The organism is Kribbella sp. NPDC051587 (genome assembly GCF_044453945.1).
Classification (GTDB): domain Bacteria; phylum Actinomycetota; class Actinomycetes; order Propionibacteriales; family Kribbellaceae; genus Kribbella.
On sequence record NZ_JBITDE010000001.1, the window covers coordinates 1,066,549 to 1,083,455 of the forward strand.

General features: G+C 67.8%; 13 protein-coding genes. 5 read left to right on the plus strand and 8 right to left on the minus strand.

The genetic code is table 11. From position 1 onward, the window contains the following. Positions 1-6: 6 nt before the first annotated feature. The 3 genes from ACIA49_RS05160 to ACIA49_RS05170 form a co-directional block, all read right to left on the minus strand. On the minus strand, positions 7-1,041 hold the full coding sequence (locus ACIA49_RS05160; protein WP_396375822.1) for a hypothetical protein: 1,035 nt from the start codon (positions 1,039-1,041) through the stop codon (positions 7-9). Continuing rightward, positions 1,031-1,555 (minus strand): SigE family RNA polymerase sigma factor, encoded by a 525-nt coding sequence (locus tag ACIA49_RS05165; RefSeq protein ID WP_396375823.1) that lies wholly within the window; start codon positions 1,553-1,555, stop codon positions 1,031-1,033. The genes ACIA49_RS05160 and ACIA49_RS05165 overlap by 11 nt, the downstream gene beginning before the upstream one ends. 136 nt (positions 1,556-1,691) lie before the next feature. Next, positions 1,692-2,855: an acyl-CoA dehydrogenase family protein gene (locus ACIA49_RS05170; RefSeq protein ID WP_396375824.1), complete on the minus strand. Its 1,164-nt coding sequence runs from the start codon at positions 2,853-2,855 to the stop codon at positions 1,692-1,694. A gap of 135 nt (positions 2,856-2,990) precedes the next feature. Here ACIA49_RS05170 and ACIA49_RS05175 point away from each other — a divergent pair, with 135 nt between their 5' ends. Next, a complete protein-coding gene (locus tag ACIA49_RS05175) occupies positions 2,991-4,328 on the plus strand; it encodes a UDP-glucose dehydrogenase family protein (protein WP_396375825.1) in 1,338 nt (445 codons plus the stop codon). A gap of 213 nt (positions 4,329-4,541) precedes the next feature. Here ACIA49_RS05175 and ACIA49_RS05180 read toward each other — a convergent pair whose 3' ends face one another. The 3 genes from ACIA49_RS05180 to ACIA49_RS05190 form a co-directional block, all read right to left on the minus strand. Continuing rightward, complete coding sequence (locus ACIA49_RS05180) at positions 4,542-5,759, minus strand: MFS transporter (protein ID WP_396375826.1); 1,218 nt, start codon at positions 5,757-5,759, stop codon at positions 4,542-4,544. 75 nt (positions 5,760-5,834) lie between these two features. Beyond that, a complete protein-coding gene (gene purE, locus ACIA49_RS05185; RefSeq protein WP_396376035.1) occupies positions 5,835-6,320 on the minus strand; it encodes a 5-(carboxyamino)imidazole ribonucleotide mutase in 486 nt (161 codons plus the stop codon). A 24-nt stretch (positions 6,321-6,344) separates the two neighbouring features. Then, positions 6,345-7,526: a 5-(carboxyamino)imidazole ribonucleotide synthase gene (locus ACIA49_RS05190; protein ID WP_396375827.1), complete on the minus strand. Its 1,182-nt coding sequence runs from the start codon at positions 7,524-7,526 to the stop codon at positions 6,345-6,347. Positions 7,527-7,669: 143 nt separating this feature from the next. Between ACIA49_RS05190 and ACIA49_RS05195 the strand changes: the two genes are divergently transcribed. Both ACIA49_RS05195 and ACIA49_RS05200 read left to right on the plus strand, forming a co-directional pair. Next, entirely contained in the window at positions 7,670-8,230 is a 561-nt protein-coding gene (locus ACIA49_RS05195) for a GtrA family protein (RefSeq protein ID WP_396375828.1), read from the plus strand. Between the two features lie 101 nt (positions 8,231-8,331). Then, positions 8,332-8,541 (plus strand): hypothetical protein, encoded by a 210-nt coding sequence (locus tag ACIA49_RS05200; RefSeq protein WP_396375829.1) that lies wholly within the window; start codon positions 8,332-8,334, stop codon positions 8,539-8,541. 3 nt (positions 8,542-8,544) lie between these two features. On the opposite strand, the gene ACIA49_RS05205 is transcribed toward ACIA49_RS05200, so the two are convergent. Then, on the minus strand, positions 8,545-12,231 hold the full coding sequence (locus tag ACIA49_RS05205; RefSeq protein ID WP_396375830.1) for a glycoside hydrolase domain-containing protein: 3,687 nt from the start codon (positions 12,229-12,231) through the stop codon (positions 8,545-8,547). A 41-nt stretch (positions 12,232-12,272) separates the two neighbouring features. Then, on the minus strand, positions 12,273-12,866 hold the full coding sequence (locus tag ACIA49_RS05210) for a PH domain-containing protein (RefSeq protein ID WP_396375831.1): 594 nt from the start codon (positions 12,864-12,866) through the stop codon (positions 12,273-12,275). A 113-nt stretch (positions 12,867-12,979) separates the two neighbouring features. Between ACIA49_RS05210 and ACIA49_RS05215 the strand changes: the two genes are divergently transcribed. Together ACIA49_RS05215 and ACIA49_RS05220 are read left to right on the plus strand one after the other, a co-directional pair. Then, positions 12,980-14,374 (plus strand): OFA family MFS transporter, encoded by a 1,395-nt coding sequence (locus tag ACIA49_RS05215; RefSeq protein WP_396375833.1) that lies wholly within the window; start codon positions 12,980-12,982, stop codon positions 14,372-14,374. Positions 14,375-14,632: 258 nt separating this feature from the next. Next, positions 14,633-16,894: an alpha-N-acetylglucosaminidase TIM-barrel domain-containing protein gene (locus tag ACIA49_RS05220; RefSeq protein ID WP_396375834.1), complete on the plus strand. Its 2,262-nt coding sequence runs from the start codon at positions 14,633-14,635 to the stop codon at positions 16,892-16,894. Positions 16,895-16,907: the final 13 nt, after the last annotated feature.

A 16,907-nucleotide genomic window follows, 5' to 3' on the forward strand; every position in this document is an offset into this window, starting at 1 on the left:
TGGGACCTACGACGCGAACTTCTTGACGACCTTTCCGTGGCTGTCGTACGCCGTGACCTTCGGGTACTGGTTCCGCGGGTACGAGCCCTTCTCGTTCCAGGTGTAGGCGAACCAGCCATCGGCTCCGACCGGAACGGTGTAGGCAGGTAGGTTCCCGATCCGGAACGAGACCTTCACCGCCTTCGACGACACGCGTCCCCAGCCGGATTCGTTCCAGCCCTTGCAGCTGGTCGCGCCGCAGGGACCACCGCTTCCGCCACCGAGGTAGACATCACGGTAGTCGGAGCCGCTGGCGGGATCGAAGACCGGATCACTCTCGCCCAGCTTGTCGAGAGTGAGGAACCAGGTGGATGTCTCGGCACCCGGCGGCATCGCGACCGGGTACCGCTCGAGTTCGCAGCCGATGGCCTTGTTGCCCGACGGTGAGACCGCGACCAGACTCGCTGCCTTGCCCTTGATCTCGTCGGAGGCGACGACCCGCCAGTGGGTGACGTCGACCCACGCGGCGACGGAGCAGTTCCGCAGCTTGTCCGCCGTACTCGTGGGCACGAGATCCTTGGCCGCTGCCTTGATCAACGCCGGTGACGGCCTGTCTCCCCCCGGAACCGTGCATTCCATGAACTTGACGCCGGGCTTGGCGTCGGACATCGCCTTCCAGCCGGACCGGAATTTCGAGCCTCGCAGCAGGACCTTCTCGTTCGGGGTCTTGAGTGCGCAGCGGCGGGTCGCCTCGTCCTTGGCGAGGTGTTGATCGGCGCCGGCCTCGCCGCGGGGAACCCCGGGCACCGGGCTGAACTGGGAGTTCTCGGACTGCACGCCCGCGGGTTGCGCGTTCTGCTTGGCCGCGGTCCACCCCGGAACAGAAGCGGCGGTCAGTGCGATCGCGGCGATCCCGACCACCGAACCACCGGCGCTCAGGTAGCGGCGTCGCCGCAGACCACGCCGGCCGCGGGCGAGCACGGCGTCAAGATCGACCGGCTGGGGCTGGTGCCTATCGGCCAGACGACGCAAGTCGCCGGAGACTTCGGGGTCATTGGACATAGCGTGCTCCTTCACGGGTCGCAGTTCGGTGCTGCTCGAGGGTTTCGCGAAGGATCGCGAGACCGCGAACGCTCTGGGTCTTCACATTGCTCTGACTACAGCCGAGAATCTCGGCGGTCTGCTCGATCGAGAGATCTTCGTAGTAGCGCAGGACGACGCACGCCCGTTGGCTCGGCCCGAGCGCCCGCAGCGCGGCCAGGATCTCGTCACGGTCAGCGTCCTGAACGGTGAAGTCGCCCTCGCCGGCCCGGTCCGGCACGGAGCCGGTCGCCGTCTCCCGCCGCCACGGCCGACGGCCCCCGTCGTACGCGACGTTGACGACGATCCGCCGCGCGTACGCGAACGGATTGCCGGACCGTTGCACTTTCGGCCACGCCAGATACAGCTTGTACAGCGCCTCCTGCACGATGTCGTCAGCCCGGTGGCTGTCCCCACAGATCAGGTACGCCGTTCTCTGCAACCTCAGCTCGGCTGCCACGACGAACTCGACGAACGCCGCATCACGATCGGCCATTCACGCCTCCGCTCCTACTGTCGCCTTCAATACGGAATCGACAACCGCAGAAGTTGCACGCCGACGACACCGGTACAGAACAGAACCGCCTGACCGCAGCGGGTGCGCGGTCAGGCGGTGGAGGCGGTGCCCTTGCTTAGGCGAGGCCCTTCAACAACTGGCGAGCCATGACGATGCGCTGGACCTGGTTGGTGCCTTCGTAGATCTGGGTGATCTTGGCGTCGCGCATCATCCGCTCGACGGGGTAGTCGTGGGTGTAGCCGTAGCCGCCGAGGAGCTGGACGGCGTCGGTGGTGACGGCCATGGCGACGTCGGAGGCGAAGCACTTGGCGGCGGCGCCGAAGTAGGTGAGGTTGGCGTCACCGCGCTCGGACTTGGCGGCGGCCGCGTAGGTGAGCTGGCGGGCGGCCTCGATCTTCATGCCCATGTCGGCGAGCATGAACTGCAGGCCCTGGAACTCGGCGATGGCCTTGCCGAACTGCTTGCGCTCCTGGACGTAGCCGAGCGCGTAGTCGAGGGCGCCCTGGGCGATGCCGAGGGCCTGGGCGGCGATCGTCACGCGGGTGTGGTCGAGGGTGGCCATGGCGGTGGTGAAGCCGGTGCCGGGGTCGCCGATCAGGCGGGAGGCCGGGATGCGGACGTTGTCGAGGTAGACCTCGCGGGTCGGCGAACCCTTGATGCCGAGCTTCTTCTCCGGGGCGCCGAAGGAGACGCCGTCGTCGGACTTCTCCACGACGAACGCCGAGATGCCCTTCGACCGGGCGTCCGGGTCGGTGACGGCGAAGACGGTGTAGTACTCACTGACGCCCGCGTTGGTGATCCAGCGCTTCACGCCGTTCAGCACGTAGTGGTCGCCGTCGAGCACCGCGCGGGTCTTCATCGACGCCGCGTCCGAACCGGCGTCGGGCTCGGACAGGCAGTACGAGAACATCGCGTCGCCCGCGGCCACCGGCGGCAGGTAGCGCTGCTTGACCTCGTCCGAGCCGGACAGCAGCAGCGGCAGCGAGCCGAGCTTGTTGACGGCCGGGACCAGCGAGGTCGCGGCACAGGCGCGGGCGACCTCCTCGATCACGATCACCGTCGCGAGTGCATCCGCCCCGGCGCCGCCGTACTGCTCGGGGATGTGCGGGGCGTGGAAGTCCGAGGCCTTCAGCGCGTCGTACGACGCCTTCGGGAACTCGGCCAGCTCGTCCACATCACCGGCGTTCGGAGCGACCTTGGCGTCGCAGACGTCGCGGACCGCGGCCCGGATCGCGTCGTGCTCCTCGGACAGCGCGTACAGGTCGAATGAGTTACTCACGGGTCACATGGTACGACGGATGCCGCCGTACCGGGAGTTGCCGCCGACAGGAAGTGACGAACGGCGCACGGTGCGGAACCCCGTTGGCCATGAGCCGGTCACCGGGCGATAACCGCGATGGGTAGAGTCCCCGGCATGAGTGAAGCGACCTCCCGCCCGCTGCGGATCGCCGTGATCGGCACCAACTACCTCGGCGCGAACACCGCGGCCGGGATGGCCGAGTTCGGCTTCGACGTCGTCGGCGTCGAGATCGACGAGCACCGGCTGAAGCTGCTGAACGATGGCAAGGCCCCGCTGTACGAACCCGGCCTGGACCCGCTGCTGAAGAAGCACGTCGACTCCGGCCGGCTGCGGTTCACCAAGGACTACGCCGAGGTCGGCGACTGGGCCGACGTGTACTTCATCTGCGTCGGCACCCCGCAGCTGGAAGGCAGCGAGGCCGCTGACCTGTCCCAGGTGCACTCGGTCGTCTCGATGCTCGCGCCGCTGCTGACGAAGCCGACGCTGGTGGTCGGCCGCTCGACGGTCCCGGTCGGTACGTCGAAGGTCGTCGAAGCGCGGTTCCACGCCGAGGCCCCGGCCGGCGTCGGTGTCGAGATCGCCTGGCAGCCGGAATTCCTCCGGGAGGCGCACGGCGTCGACGACACGCTGCACCCGGACCGGCTGGTCTTCGGCGTACAGACCGAGGCTGCTGAGGCCCGGCTGCGCGAGGTCTTCGCGACGCCTATCGGCGAGGGTACGCCGGTCGTCGTGTGCAACCTGCCGACCGCCGAGCTGGTCAAGGGTGGCGCGAACGCCTTCCTGGCCACGAAGATCTCGTTCATCAACGCGCTGGCCGAGATGGCCGACGCGACCGGCGCCGACGTGACCCAGCTCGCGGACGCGCTCGGCTACGACAAGCGCATCGGCCGTGGCATGCTGAACGCCGGCCCCGGGTACGGCGGCGGCTGCCTGCCGAAGGACCTGCGCGCGTTCATGCACCGGGCCGGTGAGCTCGGTGTCGAAGAGGTCATCACGCTGCTGCGCGAGGTCGACGACATCAACCAGCGTCGCCGCGCCGGCCTGGTCGACCTTGTCCACGAGGTCCTCGGCGGCGTCTGGATCGGCAAGAACGTGACCGTCCTCGGAGCCGCCTTCAAGGCCGGTACGGACGACGTCCGCGACTCGCCGGCCCTCGACGTGGCCGGCCGGATCTCACTGCACGGCGCCACCGTGACCGTCTACGACCCCGAAGCGATGGAGAACGCCCGCCGGGTCCGCCCGACCCTGCGCTACGCCTCCACCGCCGCCGAGGCCTGCGTCGGCGCTCACGCCGTACTGCACCTCACCGAGTGGCCCGAGTTCCGCGAACTCGACCCCGCCGCCCTCCGTGGCGCCGTCGAGAACCCCGTCATCGTCGACGCCCGCCTCCTCCTCGACGCCGCCAAATGGCGCGCCGCCGGCTGGACCTACCGAGCCCCCGGCAAGCCCTAACCCTCCCACCCCATCTGATGGCCCGCCCATCAGAAGGTGCGAGACCCCGCCGCCTGCCGCACCCCGACCGCGCCTCGCCCGCTCCACCCCCGGCAATTTCAGGGGATATCCGCGGAGGTTGTCCCTTCTCCCCTCGAAATTCGACGGGAGAACCGGCACGTTGAGGGGATATCCGCTCAAATGCGCTGGGGCGAGAGGGGGCGCGGGGGTGGGTCAGGAGACGGCGGCGGTGCGGATGACTCGGCGACTGAGGGCGACGGTGCCGATGAGGGCTACGGCGATGCCGATGCCCAGGCAGACGCCGGTGATGCCGACGGACTGGTCTGAGATCCAGCCGAGGACGGGGTTCATCACGACCAGGGCGAGGCTCTGGCAGAGGACGATGACCGACTGCAGGCGGGACTGGTAGCCGCGCTCGACCGAGTTCATCAGCAGCGGCAGGACGTGGCCGGTGAAGGCGCCGACGCCGATACCGCTGATGATGGCGGCCGCGATGGTGAGCGGGATCGAGTCGACCTGCGACAGGCCGATGTACCCGATCGCGGCCCCGAACAGGCCGAGCATCGCGACGACGCCGGGCCGCTGGAACGCGCCGCGGATCAGGATCCGGAACGAGACCACGCCGACCCCGAGACTGCGGGTCGCGATCACCAGACCGGCGGTCTTCGCGTCCCACTCGTGGTGACGTGCGAGCAGCGGCAGGACGAGTGAGTCCATCGGCATCAGCAGACCGGCCGCGAGCGTCATCGTGATCAGCAGCGCGCGGGTCAGCGGCTTGCCGAAGGCGATCCGGAGGCCCTCGGCGATCGACTTGAAGATGCCTGCCTGGCTCGGCGGCGCGGCGGCGGTCGACGTCCGCAGGATCAGCAGTACGGCGATCATGATCGCGAACGTGATCGCGTCGAACGCCGCCGCCGCGGTGAGCCCGGACCAGGTGACGAGGACGCCACCGACCGCCGTACCGGTGACGGCGAAGATGACTCCGGTCACCTGGAAGCTGGCCAGCGCACGCGGGACCTGCTCGGGCGGCACCAGCAGCCGGGGCATGGCGCGGGACGACGGGAGGAAGAACGCGTCGATCACACCAACGACCAGGGCCAGGCAGACCAGCAGCCAGACCGGCTCACCCGCCGCGAGCGTCGCCGGCACGAGCGCTGCGGTGACGACGAACATCGCCATACAGCTGACCAGCAGCACGCGCGGAGCGCCGAAGCGGTCGCCGATCGCGCCGCCGACCAGCAGCAGCGCAGCACGGGGTGCGGCGGCGAGCAGCAGGATCAGACCGGCCACACTGCCGCCGTGCTTGCTGGCCGACCAACCGATCGCGAACGTGATGGTGAGGTCGCCGAGCAGCGACACGGCAGCACCGAACAGCCAGATCCAGTACCGGACCGGGATGCGCTGTGTGTCCGAATCAGCGGGCGGAGTCACGATCGACGACCTTAGACGACAAATGGGTGGGACCTGACGACTACCCCGCCGAGCCGGTGAAAAACCGACTGATGCTCATGATTTACGGAGGTCTGTGGCCCCGTCACGCACGGTAGCACCCTTGGCCCGGGCCACCTCGGCCAACGAGTCCTGGAACGCGACCATCCTGTCCCGCAGTTTCTCGTCCGACGCGGCCAGGATCCGGACGGCGAGCAGCCCGGCGTTCTTCGCGTTCCCGATCGACACGGTCGCGACCGGAACCCCGGCCGGCATCTGCACGATCGACAGCAGCGAGTCCATCCCGTCGAGGTATTTCAACGGCACCGGTACGCCGATCACCGGCAACGGCGTGACCGACGCGAGCATGCCCGGCAGGTGCGCGGCGCCACCGGCACCGGCGATCAGCACCTTGAGCCCCCGCTCGTGTGCTGACCGTCCGTAGTCGATCATCTCGGCCGGCATCCGGTGTGCGGACACCACATCTGCCTCAAAGGGCACGTCGAACTCGACACACACCTCGGCGGCCGCCTTCATCGTCGGCCAGTCCGAGTCCGACCCCATCACAATCCCGATCACAGCGTTCCCCTACTCGTCGATCGTGCCGGTCAGATAAGCCGCCGCGTGCCGCGCCCGCTCCCGGGTCTCCTCCAGCGAGGAGCCGTACGCCGTGACGTGGCCGACCTTGCGACCCGGCTTCACCGGCTTCCCGTAGAAGTGAACCTTCAGCTCCGGGTCCCGCGCCATGCAGTGCAGGAGGCCGTAGTGCATGTCCGCTGTGGTTTCAGGGTCCCCGCCGAGTACGTTCACCATCACCGTGTACGGCGCTCGCGCAGCGGGCGACCCGAGCGGCAGATCGAGCACCGCGCGCAGGTGGTTCTCGAACTGCGACGTCACCGCGCCGTCGATCGACCAGTGCCCGGTGTTGTGCGGACGCATCGCCAGCTCGTTCACCAGCAACCGCCCGTCCCGCGCCTCGAACATCTCGACCGCGAGGATCCCGACCACACCGAGCTCACCAGCGATCCGCAGCGCGGTCTGCTGGGCCTGCGCGGCCTTCTCCGGCGCCAGACCGGGAGCAGGCGCGGTCACCTCGACGCAGATCCCGTCACGCTGGACCGACTCGACGACCGGATACGCCACCGCCTGCCCGTGCGGCGACCGCGCCACGATCGCCGAGAGCTCGCGAACGAAGTCGACCTTCTCCTCGGCCAGGATCGGTACGCCGCTGCCGAAGGCGACCGCGATCGCCTCGTCGTCCGGCCCGTCGACGAACCACACGCCCTTGCCGTCGTACCCGCCGCGCGTGGTCTTCAGGATGATCGGGAAACCACCGACCCGCTTGGCGAAGTCGGCCACCTCGGCAGCCGTCGCCACCACCTGATGCGCCGGCGACGGCGCGTCGAAGCTGTCGAGCCGGCTCCGCATCACCGCTTTGTCCTGCGCGTGCACGAGCGCGTCCGGTCCCGGGAAAACCTTTACGTTCTCGGCCTCGAGCGCACGGAGCAGATCGGTCGGCACGTGCTCGTGGTCGAACGTGACCACGTCACACTCCGCCGCGAACCGCCGTACCGTCTCGGGGTCCTTGTAATCGCCCACCGGCGCGTCCGCGACCGCCTGAGCGGCCGAAACCGTCGGTCCCTCGGCCAGCACCCGCAGCTGCACGCCGAGCGCGATCGCGGTCTCCTGCGTCATCCGGGCCAGCTGCCCGCCGCCCACCATGCCGACCACCGGGGTGCCGACCGGCAACTCATCTCGCGAAAACTTCACGAACGCGAGCCTAATGTCCATACATCACCAGCCGTACGGCGGCCACCGGGCCACGCGGACGATTTCGGCCGTGGACATGTCCCCGGGTACCGTGGGAGTGCCCCCCGCTGTTGCGGCTTGATCACAGAAAGTGCCGGAGACCGTTGAAGCTCGTCACCAAGTTGTACCGCCAGGTCGAGCACCTGGTGCACGAAGTGGCCAAGTTCGGTCTGGTCGGCCTGCTCGGTCTGGTCGTCGACCTGCCGATCTACAACTGGCTGGTCTTCGACAACCCGCTGGTGCTCGCTGACTCCGGCGAGGGCATGCTGCACCACAAGCCGCTGACCGCGAAGCTGATCTCCACCACGATCGCCACGGTCGCGACGTACTTCGGGAACCGGTACTGGACCTGGCGGCACCGCGAGCGCAGCGGCCTGCACCGTGAGTACGTGCTGTTCTTCGTGCTGAACGGCATCGGCCTGCTGATCGCCGCCGGCTGCCTCGCCTTCTCGCGCTACGTGCTCGACCAGCACAGCTGGCTGTCCGACAACATCGCCGCGAACTTCGTCGGCCTGGGCCTCGGCACCCTCTTCCGCTTCTGGTCGTACCGCAAGTTCGTCTTCAAGGAAGAGATCGCCCTCGACGAGGTCGAGCACCCGCACACCCCGGTCACCACCGCCGACCTGGACCCGGACTCCACCGGAGACCTGCCGGCTGTCCGGTAGTAGACATCTGCTGTTACTGGCCACGGTTGTCGCTTGTGCGCCGTGTGCGGCCGGGAAATCCTTCAGGGCATCAGCAATTCGCCCATTGGAAGGAACCGCAGATGCGCAAGCACGCTGTGCGAGCCCTGACCATCGTCGCCGCAGGCGCCGCCCTGACCGGGATCGCTCTCCCGGCCTTCGCCTGGACCCACGTCGGCACCTATCCCTCCAAGTTCAAGTGCGTCGACGCGGGCCAGACCTACCAGCGTGAAGGCTGGGACTACAGCTGCCGCACCCGCCCCGCCGGCGACTGGCTGCTGTTCATCCAGTAGGAGTCAGCCGACGACGGTGGTTACCCAGGGCCCTAGGCCAGGGGTGCTCTGGCGGCCGTAGACGAGGCGGTCGCCAGACTGGGCCACGTAGGCGAGGCGTCGGGTGTAGTCGAGCACCAGTTGGGGGTCTCCTTGGATCGGGGCGCCGGCGACGGTTGGGAGCACGGTGGACTGCCAGGCAGCGTTCGGTGCGTCTTGCCAGCCGTGCAGGATCTTGTTGTCGGTGGTGCGGACGGCGTAGGTGAGCTTGCCGCCGTTGTCCTGCTCGAACGTCGGGTCACCGGCGACCGCGACCGTGTCCAGGGCTGTGGTGCCGAACTGGAGCTTGCCGTCGGTACGGCGGAACAGGTACCGCAGTGAGCCGATGGAGTCCACGGCGATCGCGGGTCGACCGGCTACTCCGGAAGTCTCAGCGAGCCTGTTCGTGAAGACCGGACTGCCCGGCGCGGTCTGAAAGGCCAGCTGTAGTGCACCGGCAGGTGTGCGTACGGCGATCCTGAGCGCACCGTCCTTGTCGAGTGCGACCGTCGGCTCCCCATCCGGTGTCATACCGTCGATGACCGAAGCGGTGGACCCGCGCCCATAGATCAGGCCGGTACCCGAGCGGGCGACGTACACGAGCTGGTTCTGGACGTCGAGCGTGGCCACTGGGTCGCCGGTGATGGAGACGTCGAGGAGTTCGCTCTGCCAGTCCAGGTGGCCGATCGTCTGCTCCCAGCCGTGCAACACCTTGCCTGCGGTCGTTCTGGCGAAGTAGTTGACCCGCCCACTCGCATCCAGCACGACCGACGGCGTACCGACGACTCCGGTCACCGGAATCGTGCTGGTGATCCAGGCAGCGCCCGGTGCACCCTCACGGCTGTCCGTGAGCACGCCGGCCACGTTGCGGATGGTCGCCACGCGGTCGAGTGCGTCACGACTCAGGTACGTCGGTCCGGCCGCGTGCCGGTCACCACTCGGAGGTACGACGTCGATGAAGTCCAGCTCGGCAAAGCCACCGGCCTTCGTGACGCGGATGGTGTTCTTGCCGGCCTTCAGCTGCACGGTCAGACCGCGCAGCACCCACTTGTCCCACGCGTACGGCGCGTAGGTGACCGTCTGCGGCGGACCGCCGTTCACACTGATGTTGTGGGCAGCAGGCTGCTGCGTACCGGTCGCACCACTCACCATCAGCTGATACGTCCCCGCGTACGGCGCGTTGTACGCCAACTCGACGTAGCTACTCGCATCGTCGATCTTGCCGGCCTTGCCCTGGTTGGACGCGTAGTACGTGGTCAGCGCGGTCGCCAGCCCGCCGAACGTCCCCGCCTCGGCCTCCAGTCGCTTGGGCCGCGTGTCAGAGATCCCACCGAACCAGCCGGCCGCTGCACGGCTGTAGCCGCTGACGTTGAGGTGGATGTGGTCGGTGTTCCGGTCCTTCGCATCGTTGATCCGGGAGCGGTTGTCGAGCAGTCGCACGTTCTTCCCGCTCTCCAGCCGCGTGCGGAAGATCTCCAGGATGGTCGCGTTCGCGGTGTTGGTACGGGTGATGTCGTCCTGACCGTCCTGAGTGATCGGCCCGACCGTCCCCAGATAGACCTGCGCATTCGGATTCGCTGCCCAGATGCGATCCAGGACTGCGTTGTAGTCGGCCGACAGGTTCGCCAGGTTGTAGGTCTCCGACAGCACCTCTCGCGAACCACTGTGCATCAGCACAGCATCCGGCTGGTACGTCGCCATCCAGCTGTCGATCTTCGACCGCACCAGCGCCAGGTCGCCGTCCACACCACCATGGTCGCGATCACCGATCACCTGGTCGGCGTCGTACGTCGGACCGACGAAGTCGACCTGCTGACCGGTCTCCCGGAACCACTGCCACAGCTCGGGCCGCGCACCCCCGTTGGCCTTACCGGTGCCGTTCGGCTCAGCCGTGTTGCCGTCGATCGTGGACGACCCGATCGGCAGCAGCTTGAGCACCGGCCCGGCCGGCGCCGTCGTACCGTCGAACTTGGTGATCAGCTCGAGCACATCGAGCCGGTGCTGCCGCAGCGCCTCCGACGCCTCTGAGTGCGTATTGACGCCCTGCACGAGGTAGTTCGGCTTGAGGAGGCGGTCTGCCTTCAGCTTGAGCTCCGGGTCGACGTCCGGCTTGGCAGCGCGTCGCTTGAGCTCCTGCAACAGGTTGTAGTCCTCCAGCCCGTCCCGCATGTTCGCCAGCCGCTGTGAGCCCAGTGGCCCGTCCTTGCCGGGGTAATAGACCGACCCGTCCCCTGCGGTCTCCCGCAGCGTCGCCGGGTTCCAGCTGCTGTAGATGCCGTCGGTCATCGGCTTGTGCGGGGCGTCTGTCGCGTACCAGCGGTTCAGGTTGTAGTAGAGGACGCCGTCGACGCCCTCGGCGTGCGACATCACCCCCATCAGCATCCGCGAGTCGATCGGTGGGTAGCCGTTGAACCAGTTCGGTGCCGGCGCCCCGGAGGCGATCGCCGGATACCAGTACAGCTTCTTCGACTTCGCGTGGGCGGTAGCTGCCCCGTTCGCCGGGTAGCGGAACAGCTCCGGTGCCCAGACGTCGACCTCGGTGAGCTTCGGCTCGGCCGTGCCCATCGTCGCGTCGAAGATGCTCGTCACGATCGGCAGCGCCGGAAATTCGGCCTTGACCTCGCTGAACATCTGCTTGGCGAACTTCTTGCCCTCAAGGGTGTTCAGCTCGTCGAAGCCGTACACATAGGCCTTGTCCGCTACGCCGGCCGCCGCGTAGGCAGCCATGTTCGACCTGAGCTCCACCATCCGCGCCTCGACAGCCGCCGTCCAGGTCGCCGGCTTCGTCAGGTCGACCTTCGACGGCAGGTCGGGCCGCAGGTTGTAGGCGCTGAACCTGTTCAGCCAGCCCTTGGACTGCAGGTACTTCAGGTCGTCCGGATCCGGCCCGGGCTTCACCATGGAGCTGTACGCCGGCTTGCCCGCGTAGATGTTGTCCGGCTCGATCCGGTAGCTCGTGAGGAAGTCGTACGTCTTGTGCGTGAAGTCCCGCATCGCCTGGTGGTCCGTGATCCCGTAGACCAGCTCGGCCACCGAGTCCGGGCGCGTGGTCAGCATCGTGCCGAGCTCGTTGTGCTCGCTGATGGCGACCGGCCACACCCGTGTGTCGACCTGCTGCTCGACAGTCGCCCCGGCCGCATCCGTCAGCGCCACCGTGACCCGGTAGATCCCCGGTACGGCGTCCTTGCCCGACGACACCTCCAACCAGAACGGCTGCCGCTCCCCCGCTGCCACGTTCACGGCCGTGAGGTCCGTCCGGATCGGGTCCGGGATCCAGCCCTTGTAGGTGTGCACGCCCTTGTACGCCGACGACGGTGTGACGTTCAGAAAGCCCAGCGGTGCAACAGTCGCGCTCAGGGCAGCAGGGTCGGCAGGTGCCCCGTCCGGACCCCGTACGCCGGTAATCGCGGCCCGGAGCCCAGTAACCGCCGTACTGGCGAGAGCGACGACCTGGGTGTCCTCACGCTCGCCACGGGTCACGTCGAGGACCCGTACGCCGGGCTCACACGCGCAGGCCGCGTCCGGCTTCGGGTAGGACAGGTCCATCGAGTCGGCGGTGGCTACGGTGAACCCCGCCACGGCGGTTGGTTGTGCCTTCGCCGGCAGCGCGACGAGCGCCGTACCGGCGACACAGGCGGACAGGACTGCACTCAGAAACCGATTGCTCCCCATGGCGGGGACCGTAGTACCGGCTCCGGGAAGGCACGACCCTTTCAATCAGAAGTGAACAGGGTCTCGCCGTCGTCGTCCGGCTTGGCCTTGCGACGCATGTGTTCGGGCGGCTGCTCGTCGTCCAGGATGCCGTCGCCGGGCCGGCCCTCGGGGCCGCCGAAGAGGAGGTCGGACATCTGCAGGTGCACGTGCTCGACATGCGGTACGTCGGGCAGGACGACCTGGCCGCGTTCACCGGCGGACTCGATGTTCAGCGTGCCGCAGCCGAGCATCCGGTCGATCAGGCCGTGCTCGTAGGAGACGTCGTTGATCCGCATCAGCGGGATGTCGCGGCCGGTGCGGGTGAGCACGCCGTGCCGGGTGATGAGCCGGCGGTTGGTCAGCGTGTAGGTGGAGAAGAACCAGTTGAGGAACGGCTTGGCGGCGAACGCGGCCAGCAGCACCACGCCGACCGCCAGGATCGCGATCCGGGCCGGGGTCTGCATGCCGCCGTCCGGAACGATCGCGGCCAGGAAGCCGCCGCCACCGGCCACCACCAGGAGCAGGAACACCGGGAAGATCAGCGCCTTCCAGTGCGTCCGGGTGCTGACGACGACGTACTCGTCCTCGCCCAACAATTTCGCCGAGATCGCCATGGCCCCAGTCTCACAGCAACTGGGGGCTGTTGTCCTGCTGCCTCGACACGATCAGGCAAAAGAGGTAGTACAACTCTTCACAAATTGCATACAGGTACAGAAAGATGCGAACCATGAGCATCTTGTCGATTCTCGATCGGGAGAACACGGTGGCTCCACCGGGATACAGCCGTTGGCTGATCCCGCCGGCCGCCCTCGCCGTCCACCTGTGTATCGGCCAGGCGTACGCGACCAGCGTCTACAAGACGTCGCTGGTGAAGCATTTCGATGCCAGCCTGACCTCGGTCGGCGTGGTCTTCAGTATCGCGATCGTGATGCTGGGCCTGTCCGCCGCGATCGGCGGCACCTGGGTCGAGCGCAGCGGGCCGCGCAAGGCCATGTTCGTGTCGGCCTGTTTCTGGGCCGCCGGGTTCCTGGTCGGTGCCCTGGGCATCGGAACCGGCCAGCTCTGGCTGCTCTACCTCGGGTACGGCGTGATCGGCGGGATCGGACTGGGGATCGGGTACATCTCGCCGGTCTCGACGCTGATCAAGTGGTTCCCGGACCGGCCGGGCCTGGCCACCGGACTGGCCATCATGGGCTTCGGCGGCGGCGCGCTGGTCGCCAGCCCGCTGTCGCGCCAGCTGCTCGGCCTCTACGACTCCGGCTACAACCCGAACGACAGCAAGTCGCTCGCCGACGGCGGCTCACTGGTCGCGCTGTTCGTGACGCTGGGCATCGGCTACTTCCTGATCATGATGTTCGGGGTCTTCAACATCCGGGTTCCCGCCGAGGGCTGGAAGCCGGACGGCTTCGACCCGTCGACGGTGAAGCAGAAGGCCCTCGTCACGACGGCCAGCGTCTCGGCGGCGAACGCGATCAAGACGCCGCAGTTCTGGTGCCTGTGGGTCGTGCTGCTCTGCAACGTGACCGCGGGCATCGGCATCCTCGAGCAGGCCAGCCCGATGATCCAGGACTTCTTCCGCGGTGCGGACGGCAAGTCCACGGTCGCCGTCGCTGCCGCCGCGGGCTTCGTCGGCCTCCTGTCGATCTTCAACATGGCCGGCCGGTTCGCCTGGTCGACCACGTCCGACATCATCGGCCGCAAGCCGATCTACGCGATCTACCTCGGCGTCGGCATCATCGCCTACTTCCTGCTGGCCACGATCGGCCACAACAGTACGGCGGTGTTCGTGCTGCTCGCCGCGGTCATCCTGTCCTTCTACGGCGGCGGGTTCGCCACGGTCCCGGCGTACCTGCGTGATCTCTTCGGCACCTACCAGGTCGGCGCGATCCACGGCCGGCTGCTGACCGCGTGGTCGGTGGCGGGTGTGGCCGGTCCGCTCATCGTGAACGGGTTCCTCGACCGGGAGGGCAAGCCGGGCACGCTGACGGCCGACGCTTACCGGCCGGCACTGTTCACGATGGTCGGCGTCCTGGCCGTCGGCTTCGTCGCCAACCTGCTGATCCGGCCGGTCGCGGCGAAGTTCCACGAGAAGTCCGGCTCGACCGTGGAGGCAGCACAATGAACCAGACCCCACGCCTGGTGATCTCCTGGCTGCTGATCGCCGTACTGCTCGGCTACGGCATCGTCCAGACCCTGATCACGGCCGCGAAACTCTTCACCAGCTAGCGATCCGAGCACCGAGGTATTCGACCGTCGTGGAATGACAGCGCGACATCGTCCGACGCCTTCGACCGTCGTCGAATGGCGTCGAGACGGTGTCGATGAGAGGTCAGGATGGGCGCGGACCTTGCACTCCCCGCCCATCCTCTCGGAGGCACTCATGACCTCTGTCACCCGCCGTACCTTCGTCGGCGGCGCCATGGCAGCCGCACTGGCCGCCGGCCCGGTCGGCCGCGCGGCCGCGGCACCTGGTGCTGTCACGGCTGCGACAGCACCGCCCAACCTTGCGGCCGTCCGCGCGGCGATCCAGCGCCGGACCGGGCTGGATCCGAGCCGGTTCGCCCTGAGCACCCTCGCGCCAGGAGCCGGTGAGGTCGACGCGTTCCAGATCGGCCGCAGCGGCGACCAGGTCGGCATCGCCGGCAGCAGCACGGTCGCAATGCTGTCCGGCGTCAACTGGTGGCTCAAATACGTTGCCCACGGCCACATCTCGCCGAACGGTGACCAGCTGCAGTTCCCCGCGACCCTGCCGACACCGGCCACGCCGATCCGGATGAGCACCGAGCTGGCCGAGCGGTACGCGTACAACTTCACCTTCTTCGGCTACACCAGCCCGTACTGGCAGTGGCCCGAGTGGGAGCGGGAACTGGACTTCCTCGCCCTGAACGGCACCAATCGGGCCCTGGCGCTGATCGGTCAGGAGATCGTCTGGTACGACACCTTCCGCGACTTCGGCATGACCGAGCTCGAGGTCCGGCAATGGATCTCGATGCCGGCGCACCAACCGTGGCAGTGGTACGGCGAGACCACCGGCTACGACCTGGACGCGTCGGGGTACAGCGGACCCGTCTCGATCGAGTTCCTGCACAAGCGCCGGGATCTCGGGCAGCAGATCGTGGCGCGGATGCGGGAGCTGGGGATCACCCCGGTGTTCCCGGCGTTCGTGGGCCACGTACCGGACGCGACGTTCGCGTCGCTCCATCCGGACACCCACATCCCGGCGCAGAAGGACTATGCGGGGCACCCGCGGCCGTACTGGCTGGACACCACCGAGGCGCTCTATCCGGAGGTCGCGCGCCGCTTCTACCAGGACCAAGCGACGCACTTCGGTACGACGACGCACTACTCGAACGACCTCTTCCACGAGGTCGGCGACGACCTTCCGGACTATCTGGACGGCGCCAACCTGGGCGATGCGGCCGTGGCGGTCCAAGATGCGTTGGACGAGGCCTCCCCCGGTGCGATCTGGCTCATCCAGGGTTGGCAGTCGAATCCCCGGCTGGAGATCCTGAACGCGGTCGACGAGAACCGGGTCGTCGTCCTCGACCTGGACTCCGACGACGACCGCAAGTGGGAGGACACCGAGGCGTACTGGGGAGTGCCGTGGTGCTGGGGCAGCATCCAGAACTTCGGCGGCCGGCTGGGCATGTTCGGCAATCTCGGTGAGCCCGGCCAGACATTCCCGCGGGTCCGGACCCGGTCGGACCGGCGCCGGCTGGTCGGCTGCGCCTGGGTCCAGGAGGGCCTGCACCAGAACCCGATCGTTCCCGATCTGCTCGGCGAGATGATGTGGCGCCGGTCGGCGGTCGACCTGTCCACCTGGGTCCGGGATTTCGCCGTCCGCCGGTACGGCAGCGCCGACCCGAAAGCCATCGAGGCCTGGGACATCCTTCGCCGTACGGCGTACTCCTACGTCTCGACCAACCACACCACCGGTGAGGGCCCGTTCGAGTCCGCGTTCCAGGCGATGCCGGACCTGGATCTGCGCAGCGTGTCGATGTTCGGGCCGGACGAGTTCCGCTATGTCCCGGAGGAGTTCGCACCGGCGCTGCCCGCACTGCTCGCGGTCGCACCGGCGCTGCGGAGCACAGCGACGTACAAGTACGACATCGTCGACGTGACCCGACAGGTGCTGGCCAACCGGGGCAGGTTGCTGCTGGGCAAGATCCGCGCGGCGTACGAGGCGAAGAACCGGACGGACCTGGCCCGGCAGAGTAGGCGCTTCCTCACGACGATCGACCAGACCGAACGAATCCTGGGCACCCATCCGCAGTGGATGCTCGGGCCCTGGCTGGAACAGGCCAAAGCCTGGGGAACCACCGCGGAGGAGACCGAGCTGCTGGAGTGGAACGCCCGCTCGATGATCACGATCTGGACCGAAGAGGCGTTCGACACTTTGCGCGAGTACGCGAACCGTGAGTGGCACGGCCTGCTCAGCGGGTACTACAAACCGCGCTGGGAACGGTTCCTCACCGACCTGCCCGCGACCATGGCCAGCGGCAACCAGCCCGAGTACGACGATTGGCTCGAGCGAGGCGACGCCTGGAGCCAGCAGACCGAGCCACATCGCACCACCCCCGCCGCGGACCCGTACACCGTCGCCGCCCAGATCGCCGACGAACTCGCCACAGACCCCCTGTGACGAGCCGCCTCCG

Coding starts and splice junctions, on each gene's coding strand:
- ACIA49_RS05160 (WP_396375822.1), bottom strand. CDS start 1,041: ATGTCCAATGACCCCGAAGTCTCCGGCGACTTGCGTCGTCTGGCCGAT.
- ACIA49_RS05165 (WP_396375823.1), bottom strand. CDS start 1,555: ATGGCCGATCGTGATGCGGCGTTCGTCGAGTTCGTCGTGGCAGCCGAG.
- ACIA49_RS05175 (WP_396375825.1), top strand. CDS start 2,991: ATGAGTGAAGCGACCTCCCGCCCGCTGCGGATCGCCGTGATCGGCACC.
- purE (WP_396376035.1), bottom strand. CDS start 6,320: ATGGGGTCGGACTCGGACTGGCCGACGATGAAGGCGGCCGCCGAGGTG.
- ACIA49_RS05200 (WP_396375829.1), top strand. CDS start 8,332: ATGCGCAAGCACGCTGTGCGAGCCCTGACCATCGTCGCCGCAGGCGCC.
- ACIA49_RS05205 (WP_396375830.1), bottom strand. CDS start 12,231: ATGGGGAGCAATCGGTTTCTGAGTGCAGTCCTGTCCGCCTGTGTCGCC.
- ACIA49_RS05210 (WP_396375831.1), bottom strand. CDS start 12,866: ATGGCGATCTCGGCGAAATTGTTGGGCGAGGACGAGTACGTCGTCGTC.
- ACIA49_RS05215 (WP_396375833.1), top strand. CDS start 12,980: ATGAGCATCTTGTCGATTCTCGATCGGGAGAACACGGTGGCTCCACCG.
- ACIA49_RS05220 (WP_396375834.1), top strand. CDS start 14,633: ATGACCTCTGTCACCCGCCGTACCTTCGTCGGCGGCGCCATGGCAGCC.